Source organism: Pedobacter sp. NJ-S-72, from assembly GCF_053890575.1.
Map to the genome: position 1 here is coordinate 1611598 of NZ_CM132681.1, position 23406 is coordinate 1635003.

The window sequence follows — 23406 nt, forward strand, 5'->3', positions numbered from 1 at the left end:
AAATCCAAGAACAACAACATATACAATTAAAGCATTATATCGTTTATTCCACAATTCCCTAAAACGAAGTTTCATTCAGCATTGGGGTTTTACTTGCATTAACCTGATAGGTGGTAATTTTATTTGTTTCATCAACTTCAACAATCCGATACCCGCGGTAGCTTGTCCCCCAGTTGCCACCGATATGTGAATCAAAGAAGTGTGGTAGTTTATTCGTGTAAAAAACAGCATCCAGACTGTGATCATGCCCATGAAACACAGCCTTAACATTTGGATAACTATGCAATAGACTAATAGTCTCCGGACTTCTATAAAAGGACTCTCCGGAACCCAAAGATGTGGTGGAATATGCAAAATAACAAATACAGTTGTCAAATCCTTGAATTTCTCAAGCTCTCTTTTCATAAAATCACCATTCGGCGCGATATAGGTTCCTTTGGTATTTGAGGTATTAGCCAGTATAAAACCAATGCCGTTATTTTCAAACGAGAAATTATCTTCATACCCAAATACAGATTTCCATATCGCACTATCTGCATGATCATGGTTTCCCGGAATGGCGAAAAAAGGAACTTTAAGACGATCATAATAATCCTTTTTCACTTCTTTAAGTAACTCCGGCTGGTCATGCACAAGATCACCGTTAATAATTACAAAATTAAGCGGGCTTATTTGATGTGCTTCATTGAGCCATTTCACCATGTTCTCATGATCTTTTTTATAGGGTGTTCCCAGCTGACCGTAGTGCCCGTCAGATGCAATTGCGAAACGCAATTTTAGTTTACCTGCTGTATTATTCACGGTATCCTGTTCAACCGGAAGCATTGCAGAAACAATTCCAGGTATACCAGCTAATGCAAGACCTGTTAAACTACTTTTAATAAAAAATCTTCTTGATGACATATATTATAATTTATACATTAAAAAAACACTGATCTAAATCTATTGAGAAAATATTGACCAATGATAGTTTCTTCTGTAATTGTTTTATTTTGAAATAAATTTAATTCCAATATTATTTATCCGATTCCAAAACCTTTATTGAATTTGATATAGAAATGTTACCAGATTATCACTAACTTACATGTAATAACCTGGCAATGAAATACTTCACTATAAATCCATCTGATACACTCTCAAAATATGTAAGATATTTCTGGATACTTGAGGGAGAAGCCACTTTAGAAAACCCTTATATTCATCGTTCTATGGCGGACGGTTGCACAGAACTCCTATTCCACTACAACGGGGTCTTTGATGAACTGGTTAATGAAAAACCAACTCAAAAGTCATTTGTATCTGGCCTTGCGGGGCCATCTCAGTTAGTGAGACGTTTTTTGATCCATAGTAATTTTGGAATATTCGGTGTTTACCTCTACCCTTTCGCTGCTTCCTTGCTTTTTCCAATCCAGGCTTCGGACCTTAAAAATCAAATGATTGATTTAAGAACACTGCCCGGGATTGACATCAACGAATTAGAAGAAAAAATGATGCTGGCAGCTAATAACAGCCAAAGGGTAATCATCATCACCGATTTTCTAGAGAAGAGATTAATAACGGCTAAGAAACAGCCACCAGGCATCTTTGAAACGATCAGAAACATGATTCAGGCTACTGATCTTACTAAAGTAGAGGATCTTGCAAAACACAACTATTTATCGACCCGGCAATTCGAAAGGAACTTCAAACAGTCAGCAGGGTTTAGTCCCAAATTATTCTCAAGAATAATTCGTTTCCAAAATGCTTTAGCCTTATATAATCACCAAAACAAGTCGCTTTCAGAAATTGCTTATGAATGTGGCTACTATGACCAATCTCACTTCATTCAGGATTTTAAAGAGTTTTCCGGACATAACCCAAAAGAATATTTCTTAAATCATGCAGAAGGCACAGCGTGGAGAGCGGATTAAGAATGTCGCGTTTTTCCTATTTCAAAGATGATCAGTCTTCTACCTTTAACGTAGATTAACAAATAACTTAAGAAAATGAATATTCCAAAAAAACATCAGGCTGTAATGCCTTATTTAATGCTAAAAGATGCATTAAAGTTTATTGATTTCACAAAGGAAGTCTTCCACGCAGAATTAATAGAAGATATGCATAAGTTAAAAGAAGATGGTACAGGTGTCATGCATTCCGAAATTACTATCAATGGGAGTACCATTATGTTCTGTGATGCCAGTGCCCAATGGCCACCACAAAATGCAAATCTGTTTGTGTATGTTGAAAATGCAGATAAGACCTATAAAAAGGCATTAGAGGCAGGAGCAGAATCATTAATGGGGTTATCAGATCAGAATTACGGCAGAACATGTGGTATTAAAGACCAATTTGGAAATGTCTGGTGGATAACATCGGTAAATTAAATTATCAGTGTTTTAAATAAAATTAATTACAAATTTTATTTATTTACATATATTCACTGATTGTCTGAATCTAATCAAAACCTATGAAAAAAACATTATTACTCAATCTATTAATCCTGCTAGGCATCAACAATGTATTTGCTCAGAATCAAACCATTAAAGATTTATATTTTGATTATACTCAAACCAGAATGGACGACTCCAAAGATGCGGTAACAATTGAGACAGCCTTATCACTCTTGAGTCGTTCATCAGAATTGAGCGAAAAACAAATTGCCAATATTAGTTTTCATCTGGGAAGAATATATGAGACAGCTGGTACCCCTGAAAAGGCTGCTCCACTATATGAAAATGTTATCAGATTAGTTCCGGGTTATTATGTTACTTACCGTGCACTGGGATATATCAACTTAAAGAAATGCAATGTTTTAGGCCAGAAGGTTACAGAATCAGAATCAGCGAAACTTAAAGATGCGGCCTTGAATACTGAAAGTTATAAAGCATATAAAATTCAGGTATTAAAAACCATTACCTGCTTTGAAAAGTCTGAAGCATGTGAAGCTGATGAAAGAACACACGATATCCTCGCCTCACTTTACAAAAGCATTAAAGACACAACTTCCCTGACTAATCTTCCAACCCGTCTTGCTGAGCTTGGTAAGAACTGCGTTTCTCTGCTTGAAGATGAATAACAATACTATAAAAAACTCATTACGGGGTAATTAACAAAAGTCGTACGCTTACAAAAAAAAGTCGGACCATTTTTCTGAGAAGAAAATAGTCCGACTTTTTTTTGTCGGTCGTGCATCCGAATTTTCTACAGCAGATTTGTATTCATAAAGAAAAACATATGAAAACAATCGTCTTATATGCCTTTTTAATCCTACCGCTATGGGCAAGCTCTCAAATACAACTAAAAGGAAATGTCAAAGATAATAATGATGATCATGATCTGGGCAAATATCATTTTAACAAATCAGGAAGGTAAAATGATTACTGGAACGCTCACTAAGGAGGACGGTTCTTTTGAAATGAAAGTTAAAAACGGCTCTTATAAAATAAAGATCAGTTACCTCGGGTTTACAGCCTGGGAGAAAGATATCCTTATAGAAAAGGACACTGATTTAGGAATCATCACTCTGCAAAAGAACAATGATCTTCAGGAGATCAAAATTGTAGTTAAGAAAAAACTAATTCAGTATAAAACAGATCGCCTCATTTTTAACGTTGAAAATAGTATTTCAGCGTCCGGTGGCAATGCTGTTAGCGCAATAAGTGCAGCTCCTGGTTTAATGGTTCAGAACAACGTGATCAGCATATTGGGCAAAGGTGCATCCCGCGTAATGGTAGACAGCAGGATGATTGAATTAACAGGCGATGATCTGATTAATTATCTGAATTCAATAGCTGCGAGTGATATCGCAAGTATCGAAGTAATTACTAATCCTCCCGCCAAATATGATGATGCCGCCGGAGACGGTGGGCTTATTAATATTATCTTAAAAAAAGGTATCCGGGATTCCTGGAAGAACTCAACAACAATGTCCTATGATCAAAGCACCTATAGCTTTTTCACCTTAAGAGATAACTTTCTTTACAACAAAAACAAAGTAAAATTCTCTTTGAATATAGGTGGTAAAAAGGGGTATATTAAGGAAACAGAGGCCTTAAACACCTATTATCCAAATGGATTGTGGGTATTGGATCGTTTGGGAAAACAAAAACAGAATAACCTGTCCGGTGGCCTTGCATTTGATTATGATATTTCAAAGCAAACCACAATTGGTATTCAATACATTGGAAATCAAAACAACCCGGATTCAAAAGATCTGACTACTATAAAAATCAGAAATGTAAGTAATCAAATAGATTCCCTGTTAATTAATGATGGATTCAATAACCTGAGCAATGCCAGTCAAACCTACAATGCCCACATGGTTACTCAACTGGATACATCCGGTAAAAAAATAGCTGTTGATCTTGACTATTTCACTTATAACTCAAAAATTGACAACAACTTCGTTACCAAAGTATTCTTACCTGACATGCAATTCTTAAATACCAACCAGGCCGCAAGAAATATTTCTGCTCAGGATATTAATAACTACAGCATCAAAGCAGAGATGGAACACCCTTTGAAATTTATGAAGCTCTCTTATGGAACCAAGTTAAGTTTTATCAAGAGTAAAGCAGATATAGCTTATTACAATACAATTACTGGGGATGCTGTTTTAGACCCTAACCGCTCTAATGAATTTGAATACACAGAGAACAATCAGGCCGTATACGTCAATGGGATTAAAAACATCACCACCAATTTAAGTTTACAATTAGGGTTAAGGCTTGAAAATATTCAGACAAACGGGTATTCCAGTACCATGAATCAAAAAACGCAAAATAACTATCTCAAATTGTTCCCTACCGTTTATCTCTCCTATAAAAAAATGAGAACAACAGCTTCCTGTTTAATTACGGAAGAAGGGTCAGCAGGCCAGTTTTCAGAGATTTAAACCCATTTCGTTCTTACTTAAATAGTAAAAGCTATTCCGAGGGAAATCCATTTTTAAAGCCCTCATACAATGATAACTTTGATTTCACCTATGTATATAAAGGAAATCTGAGGACTAATGTATTTTTCAATATTACCAATGATGGCTTTGGTGTTGTATTTAATTCTGATCCTCAAACAAATACGCAGATTATAAGCAGACAGAATTACTTCAAAGAATATTACTATGGAATAGGAGAAAGCTATACACTTCATGTTTCCAGTTGGTGGCAAAGTCAGAACCTGGCCTATCTTCTGGGGTCAAAAAGCATCTTCAACGGTATTGTCAGTGCAACTCCTGAAAATAGTGCTCAATTGTACCTGACAAGTAATAACACTTTCTCATTAAGTCCATCAACAAAACTACAGGCTGATTATTTTTACAGCTCTACTGTTAAACGGGGATTATATGAAACCGGACAATTATCAGGACTAAACATCGGTGTCAGACAAAGTATGCTTAAAAATAGGATACAGTTATCGTTACTGGTTAATGATGTATTTAACACCGCCTATCTGAAAGATTACACTTCCGTTGTCAATGGAATCAAACAAGTTTATGGTCAGAATAACAGCAGCAGATTTTTCAGATTCTCTTTAACCTACAGTTTTGGAAATGACAAAATCAATGTAAAACAACGTAGTTTCGGAAATGATGAGGAAAGGAAAAGAACTGATTAATAAAGGTTTTCTACTTTTTTATAATAAAAAACAAGTATTTTAGTATTGAATTCAATGATTTATTAGCTTTCATAACTCTGATTTTTTAACCACCAATAAATATACGTATGGGAAAATTTGTGATTACAAAAAGGAAGAACGACGAATTTCAATTCAATCTAAAAGCAGACAACGGGCAAGTTATCTTAGCAAGTGAAGGATATTCGGCAAAATCAGGATGCCTAAATAAATGGCATCGCATCAGTTCAGAAAAATGCTCCAGCCGCATCAGTTGATGATCAAACCATTTAATCCAAAAGAGATCTTTTAAGGATTTGACAAAATGCAGAAGATGCTGATCATTTCATGAATGATCAGCATCTTTTATTTATGGAATTTTAAAAGATCAGTGTACTAATACTTAACCCCGCCTTTACTTCTAGACAGTGCTTCCAGATAATAATAATCAGCATAGATAATTGGCACATCTATTTCAGATTTCGCAGGTTTATGCCCTGTGCTATGTGCTAATATAAACCCCTCATTAGCTCCGCTCCTGCTTGTATATTTCGAAGTCAGGTTATTCAATATCTGATCAGCCGTTTTTCTATAGGTTTTCCCTTCTTTACTATAGCCACTTAATTCGTACAATCCAGAAGCGATAATTGCAGCCGCTGATGCATCTTTTGGTGTATTTGGAATCAGAGGATCATTAAAGTCCCAGTAAGGCACTTTATCAGCCGGGGTGTTGGATTACTCAATATAAACTTAGCAATACCCTCTGCCTGTTTCAAATATGTTTTGTCTTTTGTTTCACGGTAACACATGGTATAACCATATAAAGCCCATGCCTGTCCACGTGCCCATGCCGATGAATCAGCCAATCCCTGTGCAGTACCTTTCCACTTTACAGCACCAGTTTCAGGATTATAATCAACTACATGATAAGAACTGTAATCTTTACGGAAATGATTTTTAAGCGTTGTATTAGCATGACTAACCGCAATTTTATAAAACGAAGAGTCACCTGTTAGTTTAGTCGCTTCAAAAAGCAATTCCAGATTCATCATATTATCTATAATCACAGGAAACTGCCATTTATCTGCATTGTGATCCCATGAACGCAATACTCCTGCGACAGGATTAAATCTTTTTGAAAGACTTTTTGCAGCTTGTATAATCACAGACTTATAACTGGTATCCTTAGTTAAACGATAACCATTACCATAACTGCAATACACCATAAGCCTAAGTCATGGGTACCTGTATTGTATTGCTGAGGTGCCAGTTTCCCGGTAAATTGCTTAGCCGGAGCCAGCCATTTAGGATCTTTGGTTAAATCATACAGGTACCAAAGCATTCCGGAAAAAAAAAAACCACTGGTCCAGTCCCGTCCTACTACTAATTTTAACTGATTATTTTCCAATGTACGAGGTGCAATAAATTTTGACTCTCCCGTTGTTGCTGCTTCTGATTTTTCAAGCAGTATAGCTACTTGCTTTTCGGCAGGGATCAATGCCTTAGCCACGTCCACCTTTTGTGCGTTTACTGCCGAGGTTAAACACAATAACACAGCCAATGTTAAGTTTATTTTCAAATTCATACGCTCTTGGTTATAGTTGATTTATTATTGTTTTCTAAATATTTACTGTTTCAAAGACAATTTACATCCAGATCAGCGGATGGCGAATAGGCAGATTCCTGATTACCTCTGCTACTTGCGGGTCATGATCAAGGTTTTTCCATGTTGTATATACCAATCTTTCTCCTGATAAGCATTTGCACCAAATAAAAGGAATGGCTGCGCTACAGGCCAGTTATCCCAATACATCACATCAGGTTTCAGGCTCCACTTACTCTTATCTGCGATGAAAGGATACAAGTAAGAAATTCCCAGTTTTATAGACTTACCATCTGCTGTTTTAAAATTCCATAAGTTATCCTCAGGAGTAGAAAGGATCTGACAAAGAATAGTCATTGCATCGAGGTTAAATATGGAATACCCATAAGGTTTGGTACGTGACATTTCCAATGGAAAACTTCCATCAGCGCCCATTTGATTAGGTAAAAGCACGGTTTTATATCTTATTTTCATCGAATCCAGCATCGGCTGATCATTGCATAATTTAGCAAAAGAAGCCACCTGAATTGCCCAGCAGGTAGCGTGATTGTTTTTAACCATTTTCTCCTGAATACCAGGTTTACTTGTATTTAACCAGTTTGTATATTCTGCAAACCATGCTTTTACAGCTTTGTTTGTTTGGGAATCAAAAGCACCTGCTTTCTCCATAACAATCATCCCCTGTGCAACCTCCATTAAGTGGATCGTATCAATAATACCATAATTACGTCCTGTAAATTTCCCCTTAACCGCTTGTGCAAAATTAAGGTTTGGGTTCATTAAAGTTTCAGGATTTACAAACCATGCTTTTAAATGAACTACAGCTTGTTTAACATATTTTTCATCTCCTGTTAATTTATAAGCAGATGCTAAAGCACCGATTACTTTACTTAAACGGATCATCGCCTTACGATGTTCTACAAAATTGTCAGGGTTGGTTAATCCATCTCTGTTGATATACGGGCCATCAGGGTTTTGAGGATCCGGCCAAAAATAATCAGCCTCAGAAAAGAAATCATGCTTACCCCCTGCACTTCTGGGCGATGAGGCAGCGGTTATTGTAACCGGTTTTTGAGTCATTGCCCATGCTGCTTCTGCTAAAATTTGTTTGCGCAGTACAATTTCGGAGCCTTTGCTATATTCTCCTTTACAGATGACTTATAAGGTGCCGAAACCCCTGATGTATCAGAAACATAACGGTCGTGGTCAACATGGGGTGCTGCGGTAACTACCACAGGGCTTATATAAATAACAGCAGCCGATAAAACAGAAAATATTACATTCATAACTCAATAATTAAATCAACATATTTAATATATAATCTTAAAGATTAGTAAAAGCCACTGGCAAACCGCCAGACTGCACAGCAACTATACTTTTTCCTTTATTCAATTTCACTCTGATCGTTGCACGCCCATTATAAACCTGCACCTTTCTTGAACCTGACGAAGTCCCTAAGTTGTCGATCAGTTTACCATCACCCGCTAATGAAAAATCAACCCAGTTCATCGCATCCAGACACTGTACATTTTGATCATCGTATAACTTTACTTCTACAGTAGCTATATCGCCCTGCTGATCAATCTTTGTTAAAGTCATTTTTGCAGGTTTGGCCCATTTTTGGCCCATTTTTCGGTCCGATAACTAAATTTAATTTAATTTCATCTTTTACAGTTACTTTACCTTTTTTAGCGATCACAGCAACGACATTTTCGCCTTTAATCAATGGAAGATTCCAGCGTAATCCCGCAGCAGGAAAGTCCTGACTGTCCCTTTTTTTAATGCCAAAACTTTTGCCATTCAGAAATAACTCAGCTTCGGTACAATTAGAATAAACCTTTACCATTTTCTCTTCTCCCTGTTCTCCCCATCTAACAGGCCAGCTATGTCCATAAATATGTACCATTGGTGGAGCTGTCCAATACGACTGGAAAACATAGTAAGCTTCTTTTTTAGTCAGATCCCTTTCTACTACACCTTTCTGGTTCATATAAGGAATTGGATTATCAGGTCTTACAGGTGTAGAAAAATCTTTAAAGAGCCAGTAAGCAGTTCCGCTCAACCAGGGCATAGTTTCCTGTTCTTTCAAATGCCAGTCTACCAGGTTAACCAGGTAAGATTCACTCCAGTCGCCATCTTTAGAAATTCTGGCTGCGCCACCAAATAAAGAAGCATCGCCAGCCCGTTCATCAGCACCAACACCAGTTTTAATTTTACTTAACGCCTTATCAGGATTTTCCGAATGACGCATGGCATGACTGTCCCCTCCCCACTCGACATGAATAAAACGTTTCACCTTTTTAAATTCCTCTTCAGTAACACTTTTGTAATCCGTATAGTTACCACGATACCAGCCTGCCCAGATTGAAGGCGAATACACATCTACAATATCACTGCAAAAGTCACATCGCCGGATGGCAGTTAAACGCGAAATATCCAGTTTGTGAGACAGGTCGTTCAGCTCTTTCATAAATACCCTGATCTTTTGTTTATCAAATTCGGGGAAGTCACCCGGCCAGTCATTTTCATTCCCCATCCCCCAGATAATAACTGAAGCATGGTTATAATGCTGTTCGATCATATTGGTAAGCATTCTGCGGGCTTGTTCTTTGTAAATATCCCCACCTAAACCGCCACGGCACACGGGATCTCTTCCCAAACCATAATACCCAGACTGTCACACAGATTCAGCACAATACGTGACTGCTGATAATGTGCCAGACGGATGAAATTAACCCCCATGTCTTTCATCAGTACCATTTCTTCGCGGATCGTATTTTCTGTCATTGCAGCTCCTACACCAGCATGATCCTCATGACGATGCGTACCTCTTAATAGCAAACGTTTTCCGTTAAGTATAAAAGGCCCTTTTTCTAAAAACTCAAAATTTCTAAAACCAATTTTCTCTGTTCCTTTTGCCACTCCTCCAGAAGACTCGATTTCATATTGCACTGTATATAATAATGGCTGATCTGTAGACCACAATACAGGTTTTTTCACCTGTAAGCTCCACAGCTCAGTATCATTTGATAAGCCACTGACTTTCTTTTCAATTTTCGTGATTACTTTACCTGACGGATCAACTAATTTCAATAATACAGTTGCCTCATTGATCGCTGAAGGATTATAAAACCGGGCTTAATATTCAATTTCCCCGATTTCCCAGTTGCATCGACCTCTGCCTTGGCAAAAAGTTTATCTACTGAAAGTGCTGGTGTATAAACAAGATTCAAATAACGGTAAATCCCACCATAAATATTAAAATCAGAAAGACTTGAAGGTATCATTTCCAAATCTCTTGAGTTATCAGTACGAATAGAAACCGGTACTTTTCCTTTGAATTGTTTTTGATAAACTTCTGTCTTTTTGAAAGCATTTACAGCATCCGTAATGTCGACTGTCCATTCATCATAACCACCTACGTGTGACCCTACTTTTGTTGTATACACATAAACATCAGTTTTCTGTCCCGCCCCTTCAAAATGTAATAGCGTACGACCATTCTGATAAGGATTAATGACATCAATAGATGTACGATACCATGATGGCCCCTGATAATAATTCACATCAGGATCAACCGCGTCCATCGCATTTACGCAATGAGGTAACTTTACAGACTCCCAAAGCGGCACACTTTCAGGATTCCCTTTTCCAACAGGGCGCACAGCTTCCCAAACCCCACCTAAATCCTGCTTTAAAAATTCCCAGTTATTGTTTAACCGTTTAGATTCCTGTGCCTCTACCGGACTAAACCTAAGTAGAGATCCAAGAACAACAAACACACGCAAATATTTTATCATTATTAATAAATTTTTCTAAGCTGTAAAGCATTTAATACTGGTAATCCTTTTATAATCGTAAAATCTAAACTGATCCCCTTTCCACCTTGTACAGTAACCCTTGTCTTTTTCTTTACCGCAGTTGTATATCCATAATCAACAGCAAGATTCAAGTTTTCTAAAAAGACATCACCGTTGATATACACACTAAAGATGCGCTGTTTAGCTTCCTCTTTTTGATGATTATTATCCAAATTATAAGCTAAAGATTCTTTAGTTGCCCCACCAATCAGTTCTGCAAAATGAAGTGTAAGTTCATATTCACCATCTGGTACATCTAATTTGAATTGTTTAATACCAACAATTTCTGGGTCTGATAAACAGGGTCGTTATCAGTTTCCAGAATATTCTTATCACTTCCGTAAGACATCCTGTTATTTGTACCTTTAAAAGCATCGCCACCAAGATATCCCCATCCGCCTTTTCTGTAAGGCTGATCCGGCATCCAGATCTGATGTGCTGTTTCATCCCTATAAAACCGCTTCGCTCCTAATAAGACATTCATTTCCTTAAAAGGAATATTACGGTCAGCAAAATTGAATGGCTGCAAGGTAAAATCAACATCCATTACGTCACTGCTATTTTCGGCTGTTACCTTTAATTTATTTAACCCGTTCGCAAATGGAACCTGCCATATACAAACATGATCTACGGCATCTTTAAACCCTAAACTTTTGCCATTTAAAAACAATTCTGCTGTTTTCAAATTTGTAGTAACCTGCACAGGCTGGGTAGAAAAAAGGGTTGCAGAATCAGCTGTTCCAGTCCTCATTTTCCAGGCTGCTGAAGCTATTTTAAGAAAGGCCTCTTCAGTAAATAGGCCTGGTAAAGAAAATAGAGATCTTTTGGCTCCCGTCCCAAAGTCAGCAAACCTTTATTGTTAATATGAGGCATCGTTTCTTCACGGGTCTCAGAATTAAAATCTGCCAGATTCCAGGCCATAGCACCGCTTACAAAAGGCTTTTTGATAATCTCATTTAAATAAACCTGGTTGAATTTGATAGCATACTCCATACTCTTATCAAACCTGACTGGTGAAAATGAGCGGATCCGCGGGTCAGCATCTGCACCATACTCAGTAACAAGCATTGGTTTATCTGCTAATTCTTTATGATGACGATCCAGGAATTTCCCAAAATCATCGATATTACCAGAATACCAGCCAGAATACAGATTCCAACCCACAATCATTGGAATTCTTGTTAAACCTATTTTATGATAACTATCGAAAGAACCATGATTTGCTATCATTGTATATCTTGATGGATCTTCTTTTCGCGTTAAGCTATCCAGTGTCTGCGCAAGTGCAACGATACGATATGTTTAAAATAAACTGCTTGCCTGGCTTTATCATCAGCAAACTTAGGCCGCAGCAAAATCTCATTCATATATGCCCAGATCACAACACTTGGATGGTTAAAATTCTGTCTGATCATTTCTACCTGCATATTTTTGCAGTTTTCAGTAAAAGCAGCTGATTCTGTAATTGTATTCACAACCGGAATTTCTACAGAGGCCAGAATTCCTAAGCGGTCACAAGCTTCAAGAACCTGGGGGTCTTGCGGATAATGTGAGACTCTCAAAAAATTACCTCCCATTTTTTTTAGCAATTCTACATCTCTGATCTGTAAAGCATCAGGAACAGCGTTTCCCATATCTTTATAGTCCTGATGACGGCTAGCCCCTATTAATTTTAAGTGTTCCCCGTTTAGTGAAAAACCTTTTTCTGCATCAAATTTAAACCAGCGAAAACCTAATGGATTTGAAACCTGATCTAATACAGTTTTAGTTTTAACATCAATAATCTGAGTAATAACCCTATATAGATAAGGATTTTCCGGAGACCAGAGCTGTGGATTCTTAACATTTTTAATATCCTGTACAATGGTGCTGTTTTGATGGGCAGGTAATGTTAATGTGCTTAGATTTGTAGCAACAACCAAACCTTCAGCATCTGTTAGATCTGTATGCACCTGAACTTTAACACCTTCTGCTAAAGCGTTTGCAATTATGCTTTTGATCTTTATACTTGCAATTTCTTTTGAGACAACTGGTGTAGTCAGATAAACACCAGACGTAATGCCATGATCATTTTTAGAGAAATGGACCGGTTCTGTGATCATTAGATCAATATTCCGATAAATACCTCCAAAAAAGGTAAAATCAGCAGTTAATGGCGCAATATCCTCATTAAACCCATTCGTTACTTTTACTTGTATTTCATCGTCCTGATAATTCAGCAAATGAGTCACAGGCACAACAAATTTCGTATATCCTCCAATATGGCTTCCTGCAAGCTTTCCATTGTATAAACTTCAGCTTCTTGATTCACACCATTAAAAACCAGGAAAATTTCTTTTTTTTTTAGGTTAGCATCAAGTTTCAGTTTTCTTTTATACCAGCCAGTACCGCGGTAATATCCAGGTTCATCGTCCATGACATCTTCCGCATTCCATGTATGAGGAATACTCAGATTTTGCCAGTTTAAATTCGAAGCTGGAGCCTGACCGGTACTCTGGTCTTTACTAAACTTCCACTGCTCATTTAAACTGATCAGTTTGGCTGGTTTACTTTGGGCATAGCTAGTAGAGGCACTCAATAAAATGCAGGGTATCAGCAATGAGATGAGGTGTCGGCAAGTATATTTCAAAATTCAGGGTTTAATTAAAATTTATTTTAATCCCGGATTACTCTCTTCCTAATCCGGGATGTATAGTTATTTTATTTCCAAAAAGCGTATATAAGCCTGTGAAAAGGTTCCTACGGTATATTTTTCATTGGTATTTTTCACCAGGTCAAGCTCTATTTCCTGGTTCCGGCTACAGCACTATTCAAGACCTTAATATAGATCGTATCTACCAAAGCTTTAGCTTGAGGAAAATTAAGTGAATATATTGCATTAGCTGTTGTAATCGTATTTCCATTTTTATCGACAACGGCAAAGTCCTGTCCGGCAACTGCTGGATTTGTGATTCCTGTGGTCACGAAGGTAAAAGTCGCAGTGGCATCATAATCACGTACAAAAGCCGAATGAAATTCAACCGGGAACTTCACCAATTTCGTTTGAGTCCGCAGTACGGATTCAGTCCCCGTATTATTCCATGGCAGGAATCCAGCGTAATAATAATTTTCATATTCAGGCAGACCTTTCTTTGAATTATCATTATCCTTCTTACAAGCAGTTAAAATAATGGAAGAAAGTGCGAAGACGGTTAGATATATAATTGTTCTGTTCATATTTTTAGTATTAAGGCCCAGGCTGGAATTAACTCCAGCCCGGATTTAAGATTAATTCCAACCTGGGTTTGTACTACTACATTATTTCCGCTCAGTGATATTTCCTGCAATGGAACCGGATATAAATAATCCCTCGCAGGATCAAAAGTCCTTTTACTGGCATCTTCTACAACCAGGATTTTATCCGCATTTAGGTTTAAAGAAGCCGCAGTAGTCCCTACCCATTCAGTAACGTTGTATTTCGCACCTAATAGCGTTTTTGGCAATACTGTTTCAGCAGTTCTCCAACGCATTAAGTCTGTGTAGCGGAACCCTTCCAATGCCAGTTCTACAGTTCTTTCTCTTCTGATTTCTTCACGCATATTCAGGTTATTAGCGATAACAAATGAATTGGTTAATTTAACTGTCAAACCAGCTCTTGTTCTTAAAGCATTAACGGTCAGATTCAAATCCTCATCGGTAATTGCACCATCAATTTCATATTTTGCTTCTGCATAAATTAATAAGACTTCGGCATAGCGGATCAATGGCTTATGAACATTTGCATTACCGTTAATTGCCCAATCTGCTGCATTAAATCCCTTTTTTACCAGCAAAAGCAGATCTTGTACCTAAAGACGTACCCGGAACCCATGCTCTTTGATAAGATTGTTCACCACTTCTAAATACTAAAGTGGTAATCCTTGGATCCCTGTTATCTAAAACAGTATTGTAGCTTACTTCATCTTTCTCATTCACAAAAAATGCGGATTTAGTAGTAGAGGGTGTGTTATCCGTATTATATGCAGGCAAACCATCTTTATATAGAAACATCCGGATTAAATTACGGGTAGGCGCAATCCTTCCGTTTTCAAGATCACGCGAGGTATTATGTGTTAAACCTAATGCTGCTGTTAATCCATAAAGTTTTACAAAAACATTTTCTGTATTCCCCGCTCCCTCACCATCATGGGTAAACATGCCCTGGTAATTAGCGAATAAAGTATGTCCCTGCCCCATTACCAAAGTTGCTGCCTGTACTGCAAGCTGAAGATTTTGCTGATAATTTGGCGTATTAAAAAACTTACCTCTCGTTCCTTCATCTAAAGCAACTCTAGCCTTTAAAGCCCATGCTGCGCTTTTAGTAACCCTGCCATATTGTGCCGCAGGAAGTGCTACTCTTGTTGGTAACCAGAGCGCCGCATAATCAAGGTCATCATAAATTGACTGAACAACTTTTGCTCTTTCGGTACGTGGCATACTGAGCTCTGGTGATTCAATTGTTAACGTTTTCAGCAGCAAAGGCACATCTCCATATCTTTGTACTAAAGTCGCATAAGCATAAGCCCTAAAAAAGCGTGCTTCTGCAAAGTATCTGTTTTTAACAGCGTCTGTAACCTGTGCTTTACCAGCTTTCTCCAGAATATTATTAGCAGTATAAATCTGCTGATATGGAACTTTCCAATCATCACTAGTACCGGAAACACCACGATTACCATTGCTTATTGTATTTAAGCCACCCTGGTTCACATTATCATCTCCCCGGTTGTCAATAGAATAGCCAATCAACTGCTGATACATTCTATTTGCCGCATTTTAAATCATTTTCAGTATTCCAGAATTGATCATCTGTAAAAGATGTCTCTGGTAATCTGTCCAGTTTTTTACACCCGGCATTAAGTAGTACCAGTGCCAGAACAGAGATTAATAGTATATTAATTTTTTTCATTGTCATCTTACATTTTGTGATTACTGATTGGTTCCATTAATAATCGGTTCTTTGGTTACAAAGTGATATTCAGTCCAAATGACACAGAACGATAGAAAGGATAGGTCTGTGCATTTACCCCATTTTTATCACTTCCCAATTCCGGATCAAATACACTCAGTACCTTAGTACTTTCAAACAAATCCTGACCTGAGAAATACACTTTAAGATTTTGAATATATTTTCTGTTAACCTTAAAAGTATAGCCCAGCTGAATATTCTTCAAACGGATATAATTCCCGTTCTGAGCCCATTTATCTGAAGGCTTGAAATTATGTGCACTAGTCTGATACATGCGGGGGAAAAAAGCATCAGGATTGTCTGGTGTCCAGTGATCCTGGTGAATTGTCCATGGCATGTTAGCTGTACCAAGAATCGGTGAAAGTGTACCCTCGTCAATTAAAAACGTACGTTTAAGGACTCCTTGGAAGAATACTGAGAAGTCAAAACCTTTCCATGTAGCACCTAAATCTACCCCAAAAGTATATCTGGGATTAGTATTACCCAGGTAGACTAAATCCCCTGGTTTATCTGGTGTACCGCCACCTGCATCAATAACGCCGTTCCCGTCTAAATCTTTATATTTCACATCTCCAGGCCCAGGGCTGGCAAAAAAAGGATATTTTACCTTTGCTTTATAAGCATCAGCCTCTGCCTGAGTTTGGAAATAGCCATCTGTTTTATAACCCCAGACACTATTTAACGAATACCCTTGCAATAGTGGAACATTACCTCCCGAACCAATAGAATTTTTACCATCATATTTCGTCAGTTTATTTTGGTTATCAGCAATGCTAAATCCAATATGATAATCACCATTTTTAAAGATATCTCTCCATTTAATTTCTAATTCAGATCCCCAGCTTTTCAGTTCACCTACGTTACTGCTTGGAATACCTACACCTATAATACTCGGCAGGTTCAAAGTAGCTAACATGTTTTTATTGTATTTTTGATAGTATTCTGCTGTAATAGTAAGCCTGTTTTTAAACAAACTAGCATCAATACCGATATTACTGGATTCTACAGTTTCCCATGTTTTACTTCTGGCCGCCAGATTTTTTTGATACAAATACTGAGCCTTAGCGCCATTAAAGACAAGATTTGGCTGATTTTTTGTATCATCAGTAACAGTTAAACCACTAGTAATTAAACTGATATAATCATACAAACCTAATACTGAGCCATTACCTTGCTGTCCCCATGAACCACGTATTTTTAAATTATCTACAAAATGTACGTTGTTTTTGAAAAAAGGTTCTTCACTAATACGCCATCCAGCAGAAAAAGCTGGAAAGATGTGGAAACGGTTATCAGGCGCTAAGCGTGAACTTCCATCACGTCTTACGACAGCTTCAAACAAATATTTTCCGTCATAATTATAGTTAAATCTTCCAAACAGTGAACCAATTGCCCATGTTTCTATATTGTCACTATTGGTCTTACTGGCAGGATCTCCGAAATTCAGACTAAAGAAATCATTGGTTACCATACTCGTTGCACTTGCCGCATTTTCATCCTTACGGTATTGTTCAAAAGAGGCACCGCCTAATAATTTAAAATTATGTTTATCAGCCAGTTGAAGATCATAAGTAAACTGTCCCGTAAGGTTATCCTGATAACCTTTATTCTTTAAAAGATCAAGCTGATTAGGTGTATTGAGCGAATTTCTAATCGTAGACGTACTTCTTCCATACCAGTTTAACGTTCTTTTCTCCGACCTGGAATTATAGAAATCCTGATTTCTGGAAGCCGATACATCAAAGGCCAATCCTTTAACCAGGTTTTTGATATTCAGACTGATTTTACCTAAATAACTTTCAAGTTGACGTCTTAGTTCCCGCATTGTTTTCTATATCGATCGGATTCAATTGCAGATCGCCATTATATTTCTGGCCAGTTACATCTTCTGCAGGCGTAAAAACTGACTGTCTGGTACGAACCCTGTATAACAGATCTATGATATTACCTGAATCATAGGAATTTTCATGGATTGTTGAATTTACATAACCCGCAATCAAACCAATGCTCAGATATTTATTAACTTGTGAATTTACAGACAAGCGTAAGTTCTTTCTGGAATTGTCATCAGGCCCATAACGTAACACACCATCACGTTTATAGAGAGATCCAGATAATAAATAATTTAGTTCCTGTTTTCCGCCACCTACAGATAGCGCATAATTTTGAGAGGCATTTACCTTACTCATCCCCTCTTTAATCCAATCGGTATTATCGTAATAATCCCAGCGATCTGCTGTTAAGCTTGGTCTGTAAGTAAAGTTTGGATTTTTAAGCCATTCGACCTGCTCATCGGTAAACTCCTTTAGCTCCTGTAGCATTAAACCTCGCTTCATCAACAAGCGCTTGTTCATCCCAAGAGTTTAATCGTTTTGGTTGTCTGGCAGTAATGTTTAGACTATAATTATTACTAAAATTGATTCTTGTTTTACCACTTGTTGATTTTTTAGTAGTTACCAAAACTACTCCGCCGGCTGCTCTTGCCCCATAAATAGAAGCTGCTGCTGCATCCTTTAAGACTGAGAGGTTCTCGATATCATCAGGATTTACAAGTGCAAGATCCATTTCCACTCCATCTACCAATACCAAAGCTTTGGTCTCATTGGCTGATGAGAAACCGCGGATACGCATATTGTAGCTTTCGGCTCCCGGTTTCCCGCTATTTCTGGATATTGTTACACCAGGCGAAATTCCCTGAAGTGCAGCAATTGCATTGGGTACAGGTCGGTTTGTCAGGACATCTCCGCTGATCTGAGCCACAGAACCAGTCAAATTAACCTTCTTCTGTGTACCGTACCCTACTACAACGACCTCATTCAGTCCTTGTGCATCTTCGTCCAGTGTAACGTTTACATTTGATTTTCCATCAAATGAAAGCTCTTTAGGGAGGAACCCTACATAACTGAAAATAATTACACCATCGTTATTAGTTGAAGAAATACTGTATTGGCCATTACCGTTAGTAAATGTCCCCGTTTTAGTATTTTTAATTTTCACACTCACACCGGGTAAGGGTAACCCTTTAGTGTCTCTCACTGTACCTGTTACTTTTTGTTGTGCAATAGCAGTAACGGAAAGGCAACAGCACAACGAGATATATAGAAAATAGCTGTAAAGTTTATCCATAATTTTTAAATATTTGGTTGGTTAGCTTGTTTAACCCAATTGTGGAATTGGAAAGACCATTGATTTATAGCTAATCTTATACAGGAAAGGCTTGATTAATTTGCAGATTAAAAGAGGAGACATAGAGATGCCGGCATCTCATAATGAAGTTTAGGGAATTCATCATAATATATTTTTTTAGTTTAATTAGGAAATGAAATTAAACAACGGCACTCTAAATGGTTTAGGCTAAATCTTCAAAAACGGGCTAAAGGCCGCTTTTCTATCATTTCAAGCGTTTGAAATAATTTGATATATATAGGGGATAGCACTAAAGCCCATCATTTTAAATTTCCCTATCAAAAGCGGCAATATTCATTTATTTCATCAACCATGTAACTTAATACAGGATGCAATGTCTTATTAATACAAATAAACTTATGACGCTCGAAATTAAAAATCTAACCAAGAAATATAACAAACATAAAACAGGGCTTTCTGATTATTCCATTACACTTGAAAAGGGAATTCTAGGTTTACTAGGACCAAATGGTGCTGGGAAGTCAACATTAATGAAAATTATCGCTACGATCAGCAAACCGACACAAGGCACTTTGTTTTTTGATGGTGTTGATATAGTGCAGAATCCTGGTCATATCCGCAAAGTTCTTGGCTACCTGCCTCAGGATTTTGGTGTTTTTACCCTAATCTGAATGCCTATGAGTTCCTGAAATATATTGCTGCTATGAAAGGTGTTGGCGGTAGAGGACTGAACCAGCGTATAGATATGCTACTTGAAGGCGTAAACCTCATTGCAGATGCAAAAAGGCCTATTGGTACTTATTCTGGTGGTATGAAACAACGTATTGGTATTGCCCAGGCCATGCTTAACGACCCTAAAGTATTAATATTTGACGAACCAACCGTTGGCCTTGACCCTGAAGAACGCGTAAGATTTCGTCAATTGATCACAGACCTTGCCGATGATTGTATCATTATACTTTCATCACATATTGTATCAGATATTGAGACTATCGCAGATGAGGTTGCAGTAATGCAAAATGGCAGGCTCATCACAAAAGGTAGCCAGCAGGATATTATAAAGTACGCAGAAGACAAGGTCTTTGAGGTGCTTTTAAGCACTGCTGATGTTCCTGCCTTCAAAACTAAATACAGTGTAATTGATACTGGCAGACAGAATGATCAGGTTCGTGTACGCTATATTAGCCGTGGTAACGATGTTGTCCCGGGTTCAACCCCTGCTAAAGCAAGTTTAGAGGATGCTTATTTATTCTTAACTCAAAGCAAAGTCTAGCCTGTGAAATACTTCTACAATATCATCAAAGCTGATTACCTGCAACGCACGCGCAGTTATTCTTTTCTCATCACGCTGGTAATTACAGTATATGTAGCTTATTTATTTGTGCCGCTTCATACGGCAAGTTATACAACACTAAACGTCAAAGGTTTCAAAGGGGCTTATAATTCAGCATGGGCCGGATACATTTCAGGGATAATGACTACGTTTATGCTTTCCTTGTATGGTTTTATGCTGGTAAACAGTGGTATAAAAAAAGATATCGATACCGAAGTCGGTTTAATCATTGCCTCTACTCCTATTTCCAATTTCAGCTACCTTTTAAGCAAACAGTTAAGTAATCTCTTAGTCCTGCTAACTATTGTAGGCTGCACACTTTCATAGTCAGTATAATTATGTTTTTTATACGTGGTGCAGCTTATCCTTTTGTTTTCTCAGACTTCATTTTTCCATATCTTATTTTTGCTGTTCCGGCAATGTTCTTAGTAGCCGCCCTTGCTGTAGTTGCAGAAGTCTTTTTAGGTAAAAAAAGTATTTTACAATTCATTCTTTACTTTTTCCTTTTTGGTTCAGTGATGTCTGCGATTAATTTTCGGCATGCAGATGGTCTGATTACTTTAATCGACCCATTTGGTTTAAAGACGCTAACGCTGAGTGTCACGAAAGAGATTAATTCACAATTCCATACCAATATCCAGGACGTATCATTTGGATTTATATTTAGTGGTCAGAAACCCTTTAAAATCTTTGTTTATGAAGGGATCAACTGGCAGGTTCCTTTCCTGATCAGTCGTTTTCTCTGGATAGGTATTAGTTTAATGATGGTCTATTTTTCATCGTTCTTTTTCCATCGGTTTGATTTTAAACAGACCGCAACTAAGAAAAGTCTTAAACCGGTCAAAGGAGAATTAGTTCAGGATCAGCAGCAGCCTAATGGGTTCAGCATTTCCCCATCAGGAATAAACAGAGCATCAATGCCACCTTTAGTTTCAGACTATAGCATTTTTCCCTTTGTAAAAACTGAACTACTCATATTGATCAGGAAAGGTAATAAATGGTTATGGCTCGTGAACAGCGGCTTATGGATAGCCATGTTATTTGTCCCTTTAACTATAGCTCATGCCTATCTGCTGCCTATTTTATTATTCCTGCAAGTAACCCGATGGTCGGATCTTACGACAAAAGAGAAAACAAACAGGGTTCATTATTTTACTTATGCATCTTACAAACCATTGTTTAGAATACTACCGGCACAAATCATATCTGGTATTATATTAGCGATTGCGATGGCATTACCTGTAATTCTACGTTATGCTATGATTTCAGATTTATATTCAATTATCAATATCATCAACGGATCAGTTCTTATTATTTTATTAGCTGTCTGTCTCGGAATTATAACGGGTGGTAAGAAACTGTATGAGATTATATTCTTTATGCTTACCTATTCGGCATTAAACAAGCTGGCTATAACTGATTACCTGGGTAATACTGTCCATGATAACCGGATAGGTTATATGATTGTATTACTGGGATTAAATTTAAGTTCACTATTGATCAGTTTTATCGTTAGAAACTACCAGTCAAGGCATTTATAATTGCTCTGAATGGTAGTTTCCTCCAATTATTATAACTGTACGGTTCCGGTCATTTGCTGTTCATCAATGAACAGTTGAATTAATTTACATTACCAATAAATTGATTTAAAGCCATTTATTGATTAATTTACAATTGGCATACCATTAGCTAACCAGATAACATATTACGAATAGCTAATTAGAGAAACATGTTCAAGTTAAATTTGAAGATTGCATGGCGAAACCTTTGGAAGAACAAAGGTTACACGCTGATCAATATACTGGGTCTTTCTATTGCAATGGCAAGTTGCATTCTCATTTTTATTTTTATCCGTTATCAGCTGAGTTTCGATGAAGGTTATAAAAATCAAGATAGGATTTACAGGTTCACAACCCATTGGAAATACAGTAGTTTCGAGGATGACAGTCAAGGTGTGCCGGTCCCTTTAGCCGCAGCAGTAAGAAATGAACTGGCAGGTTTAGAAACAGCTGCAACTGTTGTTAGAGGCAATGGTATTCTCCAAATTAAAAACAAAAATGGAACGGATAGGATAAAAATCCAGGAAAGGGTTTATTATGCTGAAACTGGTTTCTTTGACATATTCAATATGGGCTGGCTTGCCGGAACACCCCAAACGGCTTTAGCTGAACCCAACACAGTAGCGCTATCCGAAACAATGGCAAAGAAGTTTTTTGGTACTGTCCAAAATGCCATGGGGAAAAGCATTGTTTTTGATAACAATGTAAACCTGAAGGTTACTGCCATATTTAATGATATGCCAGCTAACACAGCAGCATGCCTTTCAAATCATGATTAGCTATCAAAATTTTTATGGGAAGAATAGCAAGAGCTGGGATTCTGTAGGTTCACAAATTGAATGTTATGCCTTATTGAAAAATGGTGTAACAGCGGCCGATTTACAAGAGCCGCTAAGATTATTTAATAAGAAGTATTATCAGGATAAAAAAATTGAAGGGAACCAGACTAATGCACTTCAAGCGCTAAGAGATATTCATTTTAGTGAACGATATGGCAATTTTGCTGATCTGTCCATTACGAGAAAAGAAATTTATGGATTGGCTATTATTGGTCTGTTTTTAATGATTACTGCTTGTATTAACTTTATCAACCTAACCACTGCACAATCAATTAACCGTTCTAAAGAAGTTGGTGTACGTAAGGTAATGGGCAGTAAACGCAAACAATTAATTGTTCAATTCTTAACAGAAACTTTTACGATCACCCTGATTGCTTTAATCTTTGCCTGTATCTTAACAGAATTAGCACTTCCACAAATGCAGAACCTTTTAAGGCTCAGATCTCATTTAGCTTCTTTCAGCATCCAATTATTTTTGTATTCCTGATC

Annotated in this window: 24 protein-coding genes and 4 pseudogenes; 12 read left to right on the plus strand and 16 right to left on the minus strand. The window is 37.4% G+C overall.

The genetic code is table 11. The features are described from left to right. Positions 1-75: 75 nt before the first annotated feature. Complete coding sequence (locus ACWYN3_RS10710) at positions 76-903, minus strand: metallophosphoesterase family protein (protein WP_456221137.1); 828 nt, start codon at positions 901-903, stop codon at positions 76-78. 197 nt (positions 904-1100) lie between these two features. Here ACWYN3_RS10710 and ACWYN3_RS10715 point away from each other — a divergent pair, with 197 nt between their 5' ends. The 6 genes and pseudogenes from ACWYN3_RS10715 (at position 1101) to ACWYN3_RS10740 (ending at position 5886) form a co-directional block, all read left to right on the plus strand. After that, positions 1101-1910, plus strand: a complete 810-nt coding sequence (locus ACWYN3_RS10715; protein ID WP_456221138.1) for a DUF6597 domain-containing transcriptional factor — start codon at positions 1101-1103, stop codon at positions 1908-1910. A 75-nt stretch (positions 1911-1985) separates the two neighbouring features. Further along, the gene (locus ACWYN3_RS10720; RefSeq protein ID WP_456221139.1) at positions 1986-2366 is read left to right on the plus strand and encodes a VOC family protein; all 381 of its coding nucleotides are present in this window, start codon (positions 1986-1988) and stop codon (positions 2364-2366) included. Between the two features lie 83 nt (positions 2367-2449). After that, on the plus strand, positions 2450-3058 hold the full coding sequence (locus ACWYN3_RS10725; protein WP_456221140.1) for a hypothetical protein: 609 nt from the start codon (positions 2450-2452) through the stop codon (positions 3056-3058). Between the two features lie 255 nt (positions 3059-3313). Further along, a pseudogene (locus ACWYN3_RS10730) lies at positions 3314-5595 on the plus strand (TonB-dependent receptor domain-containing protein). Between the two features lie 107 nt (positions 5596-5702). Further along, positions 5703-5777 (plus strand): annotated as a pseudogene (locus ACWYN3_RS10735) (YegP family protein); the annotation flags it as partial. Positions 5778-5829: 52 nt separating this feature from the next. Further along, positions 5830-5886, plus strand: a complete 57-nt coding sequence (locus tag ACWYN3_RS10740) for a hypothetical protein (RefSeq protein ID WP_456222957.1) — start codon at positions 5830-5832, stop codon at positions 5884-5886. 102 nt (positions 5887-5988) lie between these two features. Here ACWYN3_RS10740 and ACWYN3_RS10745 read toward each other — a convergent pair. The 15 genes and pseudogenes from ACWYN3_RS10745 to ACWYN3_RS10815 all read right to left on the minus strand — a co-directional run bounded on the left by ACWYN3_RS10745 (position 5989) and on the right by ACWYN3_RS10815 (position 19165). Continuing rightward, a pseudogene (locus tag ACWYN3_RS10745) lies at positions 5989-7177 on the minus strand (glycoside hydrolase family 88 protein). Between the two features lie 111 nt (positions 7178-7288). Further along, positions 7289-8275 carry an alginate lyase family protein gene (locus ACWYN3_RS10750; protein WP_456221141.1) on the minus strand — a complete coding sequence of 329 codons (987 nt, stop codon included), beginning with the start codon at positions 8273-8275 and terminating at the stop codon, positions 7289-7291. A gap of 243 nt (positions 8276-8518) precedes the next feature. Continuing rightward, positions 8519-10995, minus strand: a pseudogene (locus ACWYN3_RS10755) (glycoside hydrolase family 2 TIM barrel-domain containing protein). A 2-nt stretch (positions 10996-10997) separates the two neighbouring features. Next, positions 10998-11339, minus strand: a complete 342-nt coding sequence (locus tag ACWYN3_RS10760) for a malectin domain-containing carbohydrate-binding protein (protein WP_456222958.1) — start codon at positions 11337-11339, stop codon at positions 10998-11000. Beyond that, positions 11312-11806: a DUF4982 domain-containing protein gene (locus tag ACWYN3_RS10765; RefSeq protein WP_456221142.1), complete on the minus strand. Its 495-nt coding sequence runs from the start codon at positions 11804-11806 to the stop codon at positions 11312-11314. Before ACWYN3_RS10765 ends, ACWYN3_RS10760 begins: the two co-directional genes overlap by 28 nt. A gap of 17 nt (positions 11807-11823) precedes the next feature. Then, positions 11824-12285, minus strand: a complete 462-nt coding sequence (locus ACWYN3_RS10770; RefSeq protein ID WP_456221143.1) for a glycoside hydrolase family 2 TIM barrel-domain containing protein — start codon at positions 12283-12285, stop codon at positions 11824-11826. 29 nt (positions 12286-12314) lie between these two features. Further along, complete coding sequence (locus ACWYN3_RS10775; protein WP_456221144.1) at positions 12315-13292, minus strand: glycoside hydrolase family 2 protein; 978 nt, start codon at positions 13290-13292, stop codon at positions 12315-12317. Then, complete coding sequence (locus ACWYN3_RS10780; RefSeq protein ID WP_456221145.1) at positions 13283-13633, minus strand: sugar-binding domain-containing protein; 351 nt, start codon at positions 13631-13633, stop codon at positions 13283-13285. Before ACWYN3_RS10780 ends, ACWYN3_RS10775 begins: the two co-directional genes overlap by 10 nt. Before the next feature lie 203 nt (positions 13634-13836). Next, entirely contained in the window at positions 13837-14271 is a 435-nt protein-coding gene (locus ACWYN3_RS10785) for a hypothetical protein (RefSeq protein ID WP_456221146.1), read from the minus strand. Further along, positions 14268-14867, minus strand: coding sequence for a RagB/SusD family nutrient uptake outer membrane protein (locus ACWYN3_RS10790; protein ID WP_456221147.1), 600 nt, complete (start codon positions 14865-14867; stop codon positions 14268-14270). The genes ACWYN3_RS10785 and ACWYN3_RS10790 overlap by 4 nt, the downstream gene beginning before the upstream one ends. After that, positions 14845-15831 carry a RagB/SusD family nutrient uptake outer membrane protein gene (locus ACWYN3_RS10795; RefSeq protein WP_456221148.1) on the minus strand — a complete coding sequence of 329 codons (987 nt, stop codon included), beginning with the start codon at positions 15829-15831 and terminating at the stop codon, positions 14845-14847. The genes ACWYN3_RS10790 and ACWYN3_RS10795 overlap by 23 nt, the downstream gene beginning before the upstream one ends. Before the next feature lies 1 nt (position 15832). Further along, positions 15833-15979, minus strand: a complete 147-nt coding sequence (locus ACWYN3_RS10800; protein WP_456221149.1) for a hypothetical protein — start codon at positions 15977-15979, stop codon at positions 15833-15835. 55 nt (positions 15980-16034) lie between these two features. Beyond that, positions 16035-17864, minus strand: coding sequence for a SusC/RagA family TonB-linked outer membrane protein (locus ACWYN3_RS10805; protein WP_456221150.1), 1830 nt, complete (start codon positions 17862-17864; stop codon positions 16035-16037). After that, positions 17839-18375, minus strand: coding sequence for a hypothetical protein (locus tag ACWYN3_RS10810; RefSeq protein ID WP_456221151.1), 537 nt, complete (start codon positions 18373-18375; stop codon positions 17839-17841). Before ACWYN3_RS10810 ends, ACWYN3_RS10805 begins: the two co-directional genes overlap by 26 nt. Then, entirely contained in the window at positions 18329-19165 is an 837-nt protein-coding gene (locus tag ACWYN3_RS10815) for a TonB-dependent receptor plug domain-containing protein (protein ID WP_456221152.1), read from the minus strand. Before ACWYN3_RS10815 ends, ACWYN3_RS10810 begins: the two co-directional genes overlap by 47 nt. Before the next feature lie 419 nt (positions 19166-19584). Here ACWYN3_RS10815 and ACWYN3_RS10820 point away from each other — a divergent pair, with 419 nt between their 5' ends. From ACWYN3_RS10820 to ACWYN3_RS10845, 6 genes are all read left to right on the plus strand, one after another. After that, on the plus strand, positions 19585-19857 hold the full coding sequence (locus tag ACWYN3_RS10820; protein ID WP_456221153.1) for an ATP-binding cassette domain-containing protein: 273 nt from the start codon (positions 19585-19587) through the stop codon (positions 19855-19857). A gap of 23 nt (positions 19858-19880) precedes the next feature. Next, positions 19881-20459: an ATP-binding cassette domain-containing protein gene (locus tag ACWYN3_RS10825; protein WP_456222959.1), complete on the plus strand. Its 579-nt coding sequence runs from the start codon at positions 19881-19883 to the stop codon at positions 20457-20459. 3 nt (positions 20460-20462) lie between these two features. Continuing rightward, a complete protein-coding gene (locus ACWYN3_RS10830) occupies positions 20463-20846 on the plus strand; it encodes a hypothetical protein (protein ID WP_456221154.1) in 384 nt (127 codons plus the stop codon). Between the two features lie 11 nt (positions 20847-20857). Further along, entirely contained in the window at positions 20858-22060 is a 1203-nt protein-coding gene (locus ACWYN3_RS10835; RefSeq protein ID WP_456221155.1) for a hypothetical protein, read from the plus strand. 188 nt (positions 22061-22248) lie between these two features. After that, complete coding sequence (locus ACWYN3_RS10840) at positions 22249-22857, plus strand: ABC transporter permease (RefSeq protein ID WP_456221156.1); 609 nt, start codon at positions 22249-22251, stop codon at positions 22855-22857. Then, positions 22850-23404 (plus strand): ABC transporter permease, encoded by a 555-nt coding sequence (locus ACWYN3_RS10845; RefSeq protein WP_456221157.1) that lies wholly within the window; start codon positions 22850-22852, stop codon positions 23402-23404. Before ACWYN3_RS10840 ends, ACWYN3_RS10845 begins: the two co-directional genes overlap by 8 nt. The last annotated feature ends 2 nt before the right edge of the window (positions 23405-23406 follow it).